Annotated in this window: 13 protein-coding genes; 2 read left to right on the top strand and 11 right to left on the bottom strand. The window is 41.8% G+C overall.

The window, feature by feature from the left end:
* Positions 1 to 60: 60 nt before the first annotated feature.
* Both MST18_RS07185 and MST18_RS07180 read left to right on the top strand, forming a co-directional pair.
* On the top strand, positions 61 to 513 hold the full coding sequence (locus MST18_RS07185; protein ID WP_180133424.1) for a CidA/LrgA family protein: 453 nt from the start codon (positions 61 to 63) through the stop codon (positions 511 to 513).
* 11 nt (positions 514 to 524) lie between these two features.
* Positions 525 to 1220 carry an LrgB family protein gene (locus MST18_RS07180; protein ID WP_180133440.1) on the top strand — a complete coding sequence of 232 codons (696 nt, stop codon included), beginning with the start codon at positions 525 to 527 and terminating at the stop codon, positions 1218 to 1220.
* A gap of 64 nt (positions 1221 to 1284) precedes the next feature.
* Here MST18_RS07180 and MST18_RS07175 read toward each other — a convergent pair whose 3' ends face one another.
* The 11 genes from MST18_RS07175 to MST18_RS07125 form a co-directional block, all read right to left on the bottom strand.
* Positions 1285 to 2031 (bottom strand): adenosylcobinamide-GDP ribazoletransferase, encoded by a 747-nt coding sequence (locus MST18_RS07175; protein WP_180133425.1) that lies wholly within the window; start codon positions 2029 to 2031, stop codon positions 1285 to 1287.
* Positions 2028 to 2651 (bottom strand): histidine phosphatase family protein, encoded by a 624-nt coding sequence (locus MST18_RS07170; RefSeq protein WP_180133426.1) that lies wholly within the window; start codon positions 2649 to 2651, stop codon positions 2028 to 2030. The genes MST18_RS07175 and MST18_RS07170 overlap by 4 nt, the downstream gene beginning before the upstream one ends.
* Complete coding sequence (gene cobT / locus MST18_RS07165) at positions 2652 to 3704, bottom strand: nicotinate-nucleotide--dimethylbenzimidazole phosphoribosyltransferase (RefSeq protein WP_180133427.1); 1053 nt, start codon at positions 3702 to 3704, stop codon at positions 2652 to 2654.
* Positions 3701 to 4222, bottom strand: a complete 522-nt coding sequence (gene cobU, locus MST18_RS07160) for a bifunctional adenosylcobinamide kinase/adenosylcobinamide-phosphate guanylyltransferase (protein WP_180133428.1) — start codon at positions 4220 to 4222, stop codon at positions 3701 to 3703. Before cobU ends, cobT begins: the two co-directional genes overlap by 4 nt.
* Positions 4219 to 4893: a 2'-5' RNA ligase family protein gene (locus MST18_RS07155; RefSeq protein WP_180133429.1), complete on the bottom strand. Its 675-nt coding sequence runs from the start codon at positions 4891 to 4893 to the stop codon at positions 4219 to 4221. Before MST18_RS07155 ends, cobU begins: the two co-directional genes overlap by 4 nt.
* A 192-nt stretch (positions 4894 to 5085) precedes the next feature.
* On the bottom strand, positions 5086 to 7257 hold the full coding sequence (mtlD, locus tag MST18_RS07150; RefSeq protein WP_180133430.1) for a bifunctional mannitol-1-phosphate dehydrogenase/phosphatase: 2172 nt from the start codon (positions 7255 to 7257) through the stop codon (positions 5086 to 5088).
* A gap of 235 nt (positions 7258 to 7492) precedes the next feature.
* Positions 7493 to 8713: an MFS transporter gene (locus MST18_RS07145; protein WP_180133431.1), complete on the bottom strand. Its 1221-nt coding sequence runs from the start codon at positions 8711 to 8713 to the stop codon at positions 7493 to 7495.
* Between the two features lie 111 nt (positions 8714 to 8824).
* On the bottom strand, positions 8825 to 11092 hold the full coding sequence (locus MST18_RS07140; protein ID WP_180133432.1) for a TonB-dependent receptor: 2268 nt from the start codon (positions 11090 to 11092) through the stop codon (positions 8825 to 8827).
* A gap of 15 nt (positions 11093 to 11107) precedes the next feature.
* A complete protein-coding gene (locus MST18_RS07135; RefSeq protein ID WP_257227527.1) occupies positions 11108 to 12379 on the bottom strand; it encodes an MFS transporter in 1272 nt (423 codons plus the stop codon).
* Positions 12355 to 12747: a hypothetical protein gene (locus tag MST18_RS07130; RefSeq protein WP_078190999.1), complete on the bottom strand. Its 393-nt coding sequence runs from the start codon at positions 12745 to 12747 to the stop codon at positions 12355 to 12357. The genes MST18_RS07135 and MST18_RS07130 overlap by 25 nt, the downstream gene beginning before the upstream one ends.
* Positions 12744 to 13376 carry a GNAT family N-acetyltransferase gene (locus MST18_RS07125; protein WP_180133434.1) on the bottom strand — a complete coding sequence of 211 codons (633 nt, stop codon included), beginning with the start codon at positions 13374 to 13376 and terminating at the stop codon, positions 12744 to 12746. The genes MST18_RS07130 and MST18_RS07125 overlap by 4 nt, the downstream gene beginning before the upstream one ends.
* Between the last annotated feature and the right edge of the window lie 14 nt (positions 13377 to 13390).

Below are 13390 nucleotides of genomic sequence, written 5' to 3'. Positions count from 1 at the left end.
CATAATTATACAGGTTATGCACTTTTAAAATAGCGTCATCTCCTATTCTGCTGTTGTCTCATGGATACGTTTCCACAATCTACTTCCAAATTTACCCAGTTTCTTAAAACTTTAGCGCAGATAAGTTTATTGATATTGATCTGGTGGATCGGCTCTTGCATTCAATCATGGTTTAACTTGCCGATCTCTGCTGGCGTAATTGGTTTATTACTGCTATTAGCCGCATTATTGAGTGGTTTATTTAAAATGCAATGGGTCAAACAAGGCTCAGATTTTATTTTGGCTGAACTGGTTTTATTCTTTATCCCCTGTGTGGTTGGGTTAATTAAATATCAAGATTTATTACTCAGCTCTGGCTGGCAGTTAATTTTAGCCGTGGTACTGGGTACCGTCTGTGTCATGGTGTTTACAGCATTTACGGTTTATTGGGGCTTTAAACTCGAGGCAAAAATTAAAGCGAAACACCAAACTGCGACAGATCATGATGTCAACACAGCAGGAAAAACCTTATGAACGATTTTGGGTTGAACAGCATCTCTGTATTGTTTTTCGTCCTGACCCTTGTCGGTTATATTTTGGCGAAAAAGCTACATCGTAAGTTACCGTATATGGTTCTTTCCCCTGCACTATTGGTCCCATTTGTGCTGATTATACTCATGCTTTGCTTTCATATTTCATATGACACCTATATGCAAGAAAGCCAATGGATTGTATGGATGCTCGGCCCTGCCACTGTGGCCTTTGCTATTCCCATCTATGAATATCGGCAAATTATCCGTCAGCATGCGCTGAGCATTAGTTTAGGCATCGTGATTGGCATGTTAGCTGGGATTATTAGTGCTTTTTATTTGGCACAGTTGTTTCAGTTTGACCAAGAAACGTCTTATAGCTTAATGGCACGTTCCATTTCTACGCCCTTTGCCATGGAACTTACCTCGAATATTGGAGGTTCAGTAGAATTGGTGATTCTATTTACCATGATTACTGGGATTGCCGGCGTGGCTATGGCTGACCTAGTTTTGGCTGGGCTTAAATTGCATTCACGCTTTGCACAAGGTGCGGCTCTTGGCAATGCTGCACATGGATTTGGTACAAGTAAAGCATTATCACGTCATAAAGAAGAAGGTGTTGCAGCCTGCTTGAGCATGGTACTTGCTGGAGTATTTATGGTATTGCTTGGGCCATCGCTTATTCATTTAGTCATTTATCTATTGGGATAAATAAAAAGCCCAGTGCAGTCTCTGGGCTTTTTAAATGATGATTTAAACTGTTTCATCTGTAAAACTATACAGCTAAATAATGTAGTGCTATGACAAACGCTAAAAGACTCGACACTTCTGTGATTTCAATCGCGGCACCAATTGTATCTCCAGTCACACCACCTATACGCTGAATAAATTTCCATCGTAAATACAATAAAGTACAAATAAACGCGAATATACTCACCACTCCAGTCCAGCTAAAATACAAACATGCACTTAGGCAGAGTATAAAGACCAGGTATGCCGACTTTCGTGGAATAGTTGCTGCTATCGATGAGCCCAAGCCTTTTTCACGAACATACTGAGTTGTTAAAAACAAAAATAAAGGGGCTAAACGACCTAATACTGGAAATACAATTAATGCCAAATACATTTGCTGTTGTAGCAAAACATAAAGCGCCGACCATTTGAGTAAGCAAATCACGACGAGGCTCAAAACACCGATCGGCCCACATGCAGGGTCTTTCATGATGTTAAGTGTACGCTCGGCATCGCCAAAGCCACCGACCCATGCATCTGCCGTATCGGCTAAACCATCTAGATGTAACCCACCTGTGAGCCAAATCCAAACTACCAGCAAAATACTGCTGAGTAAGATAATCGGCAGACTATGCAATGTAAAAGCAAGCAAGGCAAGAATGCCACCGATCAACAATCCCACCGCTGGATAAAACAGTAAAGATTGTCCATTTTGCTGTTTCGATGGCATCGCTTTAAGTTGAATCGGGAAAGTCGTGAGAAACTGTAGAGCAATCCAAAAAGGTGTCATTCACTTTGCTCCAAAAGACGAATATTTGCACGATTTTGCACAATGAATGAATTTAATTGTCCCAATTCAGCCGTCATTTTTAATAAATCATCTAAGTGACTTTGCTGTGCCGTACATTTTAATAATTTAATCACGCCACCATGGGAAACCAATAAAACGCGGTGCCAATGATGCTGTTGAGCCTGCAAGACTAACTCATCTAGACCGCTTAATATCCGATGTTGAAATTGCTGAAGACTTTCTGCATTCGGTGGCGTAAATGTGCTGGGGCTTTGCCAAAACTGTGCGAGTAACTCTGGGGTGTTTTCATAGATATGCTTGGTTGATACCGCTTCCCAGTCGCCAAAATGCATTTCTTGAAACTTCGCATTTTCAAACATTGGACATTTGAGTTGTTGAGACAGTTCTAAAGCAAATAAACGGCAGCGCTGTAAGTCAGAAGTAATGATGACATCCCAACTCACTAAACCGTGTGTATGTATGACGTTCAATACATCATCTATGGTCTGCTGCATCTGCTGCCAACCTTTTTGCGTCAAAATATCATCTGTAGAGCCACGTAAGGTATGGCTCAGTTCAGTCTCACCATGACGCAATATATCTAAACGGAAATGTTCCATTTAAACTTTTTCACCAATCACAGCAGCTTGCGCGAAAGTTGCCATATTGTTATGTAAACGACATGCCAAACGAATTAAACCCAAGGCTGCACCGGCACCGCTGCCTTCACCTAAACGTAAATTCAACTTTAAGAGTGGTTCAGCTTCAAGGGCTTGAAGTAAACGTTGGTGCCCATATTCAGCCGATTGATGACCAAAAAGCATCCATTCACGTACAGCAGGATTTAAACGAACAGCGACCAAGGCAGAAACCGTACTAATAAATCCATCCACGACCATTGCTAGCCCCAATTGCGCACAGCGAATGTATGCTCCAACCATTGCGGCAATTTCCAAACCACCTACAGCACATAGCGCTTTAAAGACATCTTGGCCGACATAGTCCTGATGTAAAGCTAAAGCTTGATCAATCACTTGTTTCTTATGTGCCAATTGTTCAGCACGAATACCTGTACCAACACCTGTCAGTTTTTCGGCCGGCTCATTAAATAAAAAACATGCGACAGCAGAAGCCGAACAGGTATTGCCAATGCCCATTTCCCCTGCGACATAAATAGACGCACCTGCAGCGATAGCATCTTCAACACTTTTACGGCCAAGATTCATCGCTTCAATACATTGTGATTCGGTCATCGCAACAGTTTTAGCAAAATTTGCCGTACCTGCGGCAATACAGTGGCGCTCTACCCCTGCATATTCATAGGCTTCACCTACCGAACCACAGTCAATCACTTGTAGTTTGGCTTGATACTCACGTGCAATGACACTAATACATGCACCACCTGTCGTGAAGTTTTGTAGCATTTGGCGTGTGACAGCTTGTGGGTAGGCCGAAATATTTTCTTCCATCACACCATGATCACCTGCAAAGATGCTAATCCATGGGAAGTCGATATTGGGCTGATCCGTGTTTTGTAATGATGCAAGTTGCACCGCTACATTTTCAAGTTCTGAAAGCGAGCCCGTAGGTTTAGTTAGCTGTAACTGGTGATTTACCGCCTGTTGCTTAGCTTCGATACTCGGATTTTGACAGGGTTCTTGCCACCAGTTCATGCTTTATCTCCTTTTAAGATTATTGGAAAACCTGCAACACAAAACACCACATGGTCAGTAATTTGACCAATTTGTTGATGTAAGCGCCCAGATTCATCGACGAATTTTCGACTGATTTGTCCCATGGGAACAACGCCTAGTCCAGTTTCGTTACTGACTAAAATAATGTCTGACTTTAAAGTTGGCAGCACCGTAAGTAATTTTTGGCATTGTTGCTGTTGAAAATCTGCTTGTTCATGCAGCAATAAATTACTCATCCACAGCGTTAAACAATCGATAAGAATGGTTTGATGAGCTTGGTCTATTTCAACTAAGCGATCGGCTAAATACAAAGGCTCTTCAATCAGCCCCCAATGTTCAGGTCGGTCCGCTTGATGATGCTGAATTCGTTCCTGCATTTCCTCATCATAGGCTTGTGCTGTCGCCACATAGATGACGGCTTGAGCACTTTCTTTGGCTTTTTGTTCTGCAAGTCGGCTCTTACCTGAACGCGCCCCACCCAAAATGAAATGAATCATGACTGTGCCATCTCTATATTTTGTCTGAACTGATGTTGATAATACGGACTTAATGCCCCTTGTAGTACTTGAGCCTGATAATGACCAAAAGTTAGTTGCTCGCTTTCAAAATCAAAGCTGTGCTGTTCAATTTGTTGGATTCTTTCAAAAATATCATCGCTATTCCATGCCTGTTTATACAAGCCCAATGTGATATGCGGACAATATTCGATCGGTGCAATTTCATTCGAACTTAAATTCAAAGCTTGACGTAGATGCTCTAACTTACGATCTACATCCACAATTTCAATAAACAGCGCGCTTTGAAAGCTATTGATCTGACCTGTACGTAACCGAATATTAGATAGCGATAACTGTCGAAGTTGTTGTTGGTGCAGTGCCAATTCATCTGCTGAGAAATTATCATTCCATCGTTGTTCAGAATGATCGATTAATTGGGTTTTATTTAACTCTTCAAAAAAGCCACAAATAAACACGGTGATATGAAATTGGCGCGTATTCGGCGTGTATAAAAGATCTGAAAACTGCGCTCGAAGTGCTGTGAGATATTCCAATAATTTAGGATCCTGTATTTCTAGATACCACAAAGCATAGTGCTGACGACCTTGATGCCAATCGGGATAATCCTGATTGAGCGTCGGTACGACTTGCGTTGAAGGTTTTAGAAACACAGATAAATCACTTTAAATTCAATCTGCTTTATTAAAGCATGAATCAAAACAGACTTTACCCAATTTTGATTTAGTAATATTCAGTTAGAACTGAAATTCATTCATCTAAGACCTCTATTTAAGAAAAAAAATGCCGAGTCATACTCAGCATTTTTGATTCAGCACATATTGCACACAGATATGCGTTATATTTTAGGCAAATTTGGCTGTACCTTTCTGATCTTGCGTTACAGCATGGTTTTTCCAAGATGTAAACTGCTCTGTGGACTGATCAGAAAAATGCTGCAACTGTATCATTACATTGGCCTCAATCTGTTCAATACGTTCCAGTTGTTCAAGCTCGTTTGTCTTTTTCAGTTCTGAAAATTGCAACTGGATAAAGTTGATAACCTGATCCATCGAACATTGATTTACACTCACGGCATACATCAAACCATAGACAATTCCTTGTTGTAGATGTGTTGTCTCCAGTCCATATTTCACATTGGTCGCCAACGAGCCCAACACTCGTTCATTAATTGCAAGTTTACGTAAAGGATCTCGTGCCACACGCGCACATGGATCTTTATACGCATGTTCACAAGAGTTTATAAAGCTTTCTGCCAGTCGTGTTAAATCAAAAGCACGATTAGGTAAGCATCGTGCTAAACCAGCCTGTACCTCGTCAATGAGTTCATGCATAAATTGATCAACACGATGATCTGCAAGTGCCACACCTATGGTTTGATGATTGAACAGTGCAGATTGCCAAGCCAACATGGCATGTACGCCATTCCATAAGCGATTTTTGATTAGCTGAATATCTTCAATATGATCGACCAAAATCATTTGACGCATTTTTTCTAACAAAGGACTGTTATTTTCTACATAGATCGGCATGTCAGATTCTGCGTTAAATAAAATTAAATCCATGCTTTGCAATATATGACTTGGGTGGAAATTTCGGCGCATATCCTCAACATATAAAGTGGCTTGACGTTCCTGATCAGGATTTAATTTCGTCGCATCTTCTAAGTCTAATTGAGCATCCACTTCAACTTCATCTAATTGAAATTGTTTGAAGATATTATATTTTATACGGAGCTGACGATATAAGTTTTGGTCACTTAACTTAGATACCATGCGGTTGACCACGGTATCGCAAAAATAGTGTTGTTGCATGATTTTCTCTGCAACCACCGCTCCAGCAAGCTCAGTTAAAGCCTGTTTTAAATGTGACATTAATAATTGTTTTGCTCCGACTTTGTTCAAAATGATCAGCATCGTTAGAGGTTCGATGGCTTTCTCATCATGTGCAATATGTCGTGCATACAGGCCTTGTGCAATGGTTTTGGCCTCTTCTGCAATCGCTTTTTCAGGCAAACAGATGGCAACCAAACTTGACTCTGTGTACATCTCTTGCATCTGCTGAATATTTTCAGCATCAATGACTGCCATGTTTTCAATGCGTTCGTCATAAGACAATTGACCATAGCGAATACAGTAGGTACCAAATGCATTGACCGCAGAGCGATATAGAGGGTTACGAGTCGATGCATAAATTTTTTTCGGGCGTGTATAACCATCCCAATGCGACAAAATTTGTGCTAAATAACCACCACCAATCGCCCCAAAACCATGAATACCAACAGTGAGCTGATTAAGGGTTTGTGGAAAAGCCTCTTGCACATGCGGCATCTCTAAATGCGCAGTGAACGGGTCAAGTTCCGTCAAACAGTCATACATACATTCATAATAATATTTGGCTTTGGACAGCATGTTTTGATTGGGCGATTTAATATCTTTAAACAGTACGGTAATACCGCCAGCGTCAAAGGCCGAAGTCACACCATTTTCCGAGTCTTCAAACATCAAACAATCAGCAGGATTTAAATTCAGCTTTGCGGCAGCACGCATAAATATTTCAGGATGTGGCTTACCATTTTCAACTTCATCACCGCAAACCAAGACATCAAAGAACTTATACACATTGGCATTGATGAGATATTCTTCTGCGATTGCACGGCGACTCGATGTTGCCACGGCCATCCTCAGTCCTGACTTGCGTAAGCGTTCTAATACTTGAACCAAACCTTTTTTGATCGGTACACCAAACTGACGAACATGCTCCAACTCTAATTCATCTGCGCGTTTGCGAATATCTGCGTATGGAATGTTTTCATCATATTCGGCTTGGGCCAATCGATGCGCGCTTTGTGCACTTAGCCCCAAACAATTCATCAGATATGATTCGGAAAACTCAACACCGGTCAATTCAAGAGATGCCTGTTTCAATGTTTGAAACCGTAAACGTTCAGTATCAAACATTGTTCCATCCATATCAAAAATGGCGCCCAGAACCAAATCATTATTAAATTTAAGCATTTAACCTCCGTTATTTTTTATGTGAAAAGAATAACGGAGAAAACTATTGATTCAGTACTTTGAGAATTAATGAAACAATTGTGATTATTTTTTAATCAAAGTGCTTGCTTTAAACATCTATTTTGTAAGATCAATCACCGATCAAGTAACATCATGTAATCAAAGCCCACTATTGTCAGGATAGTCCTATCTTCACACCGACCTATTGAAGTAAGTATACAAGTCTCTGCATATTTCACTCAGTTACTCGCTTCACGGTTTGAGTTTTGATTTGAAATAAAAAGAATACGATTAAACCAAGCATCACTAAAAATAAAAAATAATACGGAAATTCTTTGTGCCATTGATATAAACCCGTACTAATCAGTGGCCCAACAACAAAGCTCAAAGCCTGAGTGGCTGTACACCAACTTGCCACCTTGGTCTGTAACGCACTGGGCGCCGTTTGCGCTGCACCCGTTGTAAATGCAGGGATTAAACACGCAACCGATATACCATATAAAAGATATGTAGCTTGAAATATCCGTAATTCATTGGTGAAAACCGAAATCAGCAAGGCTACTGCCATGCTAAACAGCCCAACCCACAGTAAGCGATATACGGACCAATTTAAATATTTAGAAATCAGCGTTTGCATAACCACCAAAGCGATACCCACGACGAGAGAACACTCTGCAAAATGCACTGCACCTTCTGCAGCAGTCATATTAAAGCGGTCTTGAATATAAAACCCGGCCGTTAAATTTACGGTCACGATGGCAAGATAGAGACTAAATCCCAACATTAACCATGGATAGCATTGCTGAATGCTCAAAACCGTAGATGCTGCCTCATGCTTTTCAGTTACTGACTTTTCAACGCTATGCTGTTCTGTATGTCGGTCAAAGCTGAATACCAAGACCACAGAAATCAACGCTAAAATAATAATTGCTGCCCACAGTGGCGTCATAATTCCACCAAAGCCCAACAGTAAGGTTGTTAGAAATGGCCCTATGATTACGCCTGCACTGTTTAATGCACCAAATTTTGACATCGCTTGTGAACGCTGCTGCTCATTGCTAAAACGAGTCATCACATAAGTTTGCAAGGCAATCTGTGGCATCGCCATAAATACCCCAGTGGCTGCGCGTGACAACATTAATAAACTAAATAGCAGCAACATCCCTATATGAACAGTAAGGCCATACATCAACACGGCTGTAAATAGCCCCCATGTCACTGCCATGCCCACAAAACCGATACTCAAGAGTTGATAAATCGAAAACTTGGATTGATTTTTTGAAATGTAAATCGCACCGATAGCCATCAGCAGCGCACCGACGGAAACCATTGCTCCTCCTTGTAGTTCAGAAAGCTTTAACTCTCGAACCAATGGCGCCAACAGCGGCAATATCATCGAGAAACTTGCACCATTGGCAAGACTGGCAGCAATAAACAGTTTGTTATTTCGATCCATTATTTTTGTTATCCATTTTTAATGGCTACGTTATAAACAATAGAGGTGACTTAAGCCACCTCTATTTTGTAAGTCACGATACCGTGCTTTAAACCCGATTCAGGATTTAAATTAGTATTTCACCGTATAACTTAAACCGTAGGTGCGACCTTGAGCCGCTAGGCTAGAAATTGGGCCATAGACAGTTTCAACCGACTGACTGTATACCGACTTATAATCCGTATTCCATACGTTGTAGACACCAAAGCCCACATTACCCGGTCCTACTTTTGCATTGGCAATCACGTCCATCGTTGCAAAGCCTTTAATTGCCGCTGCTGGAGCAGATCCATATTTCACAGCGTCTTTTTGGGCTTTGTCAGTACCGCCAATCGCTAAAGCTTGAACACGTAGGCTCATGTCATTATCAAATTGCCACTCTGAAAATGCTGTACCTTTTAAAGGTGCTACACGAATGGCATCCAATTCTTGCCAATCACCTTGGGTATTTTTAAATTGGCCCGTGGTATATGCAACTGTGCCTCCAACCGTCCAATTCGGTTGAACTTCATAACTGGCATTGGCTTCGACACCATAGATACGTTCATCGGTATCAATAACATCAATGGTGTAATTCGGCGCACCGAATTTCAGGCTCTTGTCTGAGTCATTATAAAAAGCCGTCACACCGGCATTTAAACCACCGGCATTTTGTACACGCCAACCGAGCTCATAGTTATTGACTTTAATCGGGTCAATAGTTTGGCTATTAATCACAGAATTTGCTGGCACATCGCGCAGCATACGTTGCACATCGGGCAAGTTTGAACCTTGTGAGAAATTCGCAAACACTTGCTGTGCATCTGTTAAGTGATACACCGCGCCAACATTAAACAGCGTTGCATCATGTTTTACTTTGCCGCCATTCAGTGTTTTCGCCACATAACCTGGGGTTAAATCTGCAGTTATGGCTTCCATATAAGGCACAGATGAATCGACATCACTCTCTACCCGCTCATGGCGAATGCCGGCTTGTAAGCCAAGACGGTCGGTTAATTCATATTGCGCTTGGGCAAATACGCCAAGTTTTTCTGTTTCAACATCTGGGCCAAAGGCATAGTAATTAAACGGCTGATAACTCAGACCATTACTTTGAATAAACGTTGCGCTGTCATACATTTGGATATTTTGTTGATCTTTTTCATTTTCATAGTCCACACCATAGGTTAGCCCTAGTTCACGACCATTTAAGTTAAGATCTTTTTGTAGAGCAACACGTGCGCCTAACACATCAATATCGGTTTCTGACTGATACACCAAGAAGAGTTCAGGGGCCATTTGACGTGCAGATGGGAACCACCGTGCCTTTTCATTTCGATAATACGTTTCAGCGTTTAGACGATGCCCTAAAATATCCTGATTTTCATATTGCGCATTGACGCTATAACGTTCAGTTTGTGGATGTTCAGCAAGTTGTAAGCCTTTTACCGCATTTAATGACAACGGCAGTTTGCCACCCACGGGCTGTGAGCGCAGCGCATTTAAATTTGGACCATAGTCAGGGCCATAGTCACTATCTTGCTCATCATTATAATATTGCGCGCCAAAACTCAGCGTTTGACCATCGGCAATTTTCCAACTGACACGACCATTTAGATCTAAAGTGTCGGTATCTTGACGGTCTGTTTGTGCAATTTCAGGCCCAATACGGTTGCCATGGCTATCTTGTATTTCACCACGTTTGGTATAGCTAGCACCTAAAGTTCCGCGTAAATTGCCTTGATTAAAGTTCATGGTTTGAGCAGCTTCATAAGCTAACGCATCGGACTTAAAGTTATTACCAGAAGTGACACCGACTTTTGTTTCAAAACTCAGCGGCTCAGATCCACCTCGTTTGGTGATGATATTGATAATACCGCCTGTCGCACCTGAACCATAAATACTACTTGCACCTGAGACCACTTCAATTCGTTCAATCATTGACGGGCTAATACTTGCCAGTTGTCGAGATCCATCACGATATCCCGTTTGCGGCACACCATCGATCATGTATTGCACCACACGTCCACGCATGGTCATCCCATAGTTAGACGTTGTACCACTCGATGGAGTCAGTGATGGCACCAATAAACCGACAATATCGGCTGTGCTTTTACCTGCATTGGCTTGTTTTTCAATTTCTTCTTTAGGAATGCTGTACACCGTACCCGCAATATCGGCAATGCTTTTCGCAGAACGGGTTGCCGTCACAACAATCGGTTCCATTTTAGTAGCTTCTGTAGTTTGTGTTTCAACTGCTGTATTTTGTGCAGTGTCTGTCGTGACGTCTTGCGCATAAAGCTGAGTGCAAATTGCTAAGCTGAGACAAGTCAGTTGCATCGGTAGAGCTAAACGTTTCATATTCTTTTCCATTTCTTAGAGTTCCGATTGAGTCGGAAGAGTTTGAGTTTTTAAATTTTGTGTTTTTAAAACAATGCGTTGACTAAGTAAGACACTGATTACTGAGCCGATTGCCAATACCCAGTAAAAATGTCCATAGCCTAATGATTTTGCGAGAAAACCTGAAAATGCGCCGCCAATGAAGTACACAAGCAATTCAAAGCAAACTAATATAGTGAAATCGGTACCCGCCTGTTCTTTAGAACTGGTCTGCATGAAATAGGCATAGAGTGATGTCATGGCGATATAACGAATGGCTAGCATCAACACGACAAATACACCTAAAAGCAGATGCCATTGATTCAACCATCCCAATACAACGGCTGCCCCAATGACGGCATATAGCAATGTACGTAACCATCCTGCCCAGACCAACAATTGCGTCGCTTTGATTTTTTTCAGCAATACAGCTGCACTAACAGCTGCAATCAGGCCGACACCGGCACCGACCACAGACATCAACACCCCGATCTGAGACAGTGACCATTTTTGATCGATCAACATGGGATTCAGCATCGCCATTGCGGGTGCTTCCACCACGCGATAACAAACAATGAGCAGCAAGGCCCAACGAATCTCAGGTCGTTTAAACGCTTGTCGTAGGCTTGGTTTGGCTTTGGCAAGTTGAGTTTCTGGTTCTTCTTGAATAAAAAACACAGCAAACATGGTTAAAAATGTCAGCAGCGCTAAAGTTGTGAGCGCTGACTGCCAACCCCAATATTGGTAAATCCATAAAGTCGCAGCGCCACCGAGCATACTACCGACGGCCACCCCGATACTCTGTGCCATACTGCCCAGACGGTAATTGCCTTCGGTAAATTTCTCTACGGTATAACCATCAATCGCAATATCTTGCGTTGCCGCAAACGTTGAAATCCATAAACCAACAATGACAAATAAAATCAGCCCATAAGAAAACTGCGTAAAGGCTAAAACCAGTACCCCCAGTACCAATGCGATTTGCGTAAACAACAGCCATGTTTTACGTTTACCTAGTTTTTTGACATAGAGCTGATCGATCCAAGGCGCCCAAAAAAACTTGAATGCCCATGGAATGTAAAGCAGCGATAACATGCCAATCCAACGTAAATCTACCCCTTGATGTCGTAAAATGGCAGGCAAAGCTACATTGTAAAAATACAAAGGTAATGCATGTGCTAAGTACAAAATGATCACGACGCTCAAACTCAGGACTGAAATTTGAGATGGTGAAATTGCATGATTTAATTTTCTTGAGTGTTGTTGCATATCCACCTCTGCACTGCCCATTGCAGCGCATCAGACTGTTCTAATGAAACGTAATAAGGCACACGCCACGCTGCATGCAGTGCGGGTGTGTTTAAACGTTTGAAGTCATCTGGATCTTGCGCAATACGCACCAGACCCAAACAATATTGAAAAAAGAGATGCTTAAACTTCTTGTACCAAACGGCCTGTATTTGCCGATATTCTTCAGGAAAAGTTGTTCCCTCAGCCGTTTGCATAACCAAAACAAAGGGCTGACTTTTCAGAAAAAAGCGCTCAACTTGAGTCAACCATTGTTCAAACTCTTCCACTGAAACATGCGCTGAAAAGCGCATGTCCAGTATGTGCATGTGGGTGCAGCGATAACTCATGACACCGCCTTAGCTAGTTGCTGATGCTGAAATGCCTTGGAGTCTTTTAAGTAATGACCGAATTTTGCATAAAAAGTTTCTCTAAAGCAGTAATACAACATGGCAGTCTTTTCAGGCATTGGGATTAGGCGCTGCGCTTCATAGCACATGTCTTCAACCACAACGGCATAAGGCTTCACACTATGATCAGGCTCTCCCACAATCTTGGCTGATGCGGCATTTTCAAAGATATAAAAACTCAATAAACGCATGACGGGACGTAAATAGCCTTTACCAAAAACGGACTTTTCACCAAATAACAAATGCCAACCTAGATCCAGCTCGTCACCGTCGTAGTACAAACCTAAACGATCCCGTTTTCCTTCGTAGATCTCTGTGTAGCCCACATCTTTACCGTTTACCCCTACGATCAAAATTCGGTGATGATCATCTGCCAGCATTTTTTCGTAATACACTTTTAGTTCAGTTTCTGACTTATTGAGTTGCCACTGTGGAATCACATGCGGTTCATGCATCCATTTATGAACCAAAGCCATATCTTGTGGATATTGCATTTGTCGTAAATAGTATTGCGTCTCATTCTCATGATATTCATAAAAATCAGGTAGTTGTCGTGATAACGTGGTCATGATGTCGTCCTTTA

The organism is Acinetobacter sp. YH12068_T, assembly GCF_024606005.1.
In the GTDB taxonomy this organism is placed as follows: domain Bacteria; phylum Pseudomonadota; class Gammaproteobacteria; order Pseudomonadales; family Moraxellaceae; genus Acinetobacter; species Acinetobacter amyesii.
Note: the sequence above shows the minus strand (reverse complement) of the source record. Positions and strands in the feature narration are given on the sequence as shown.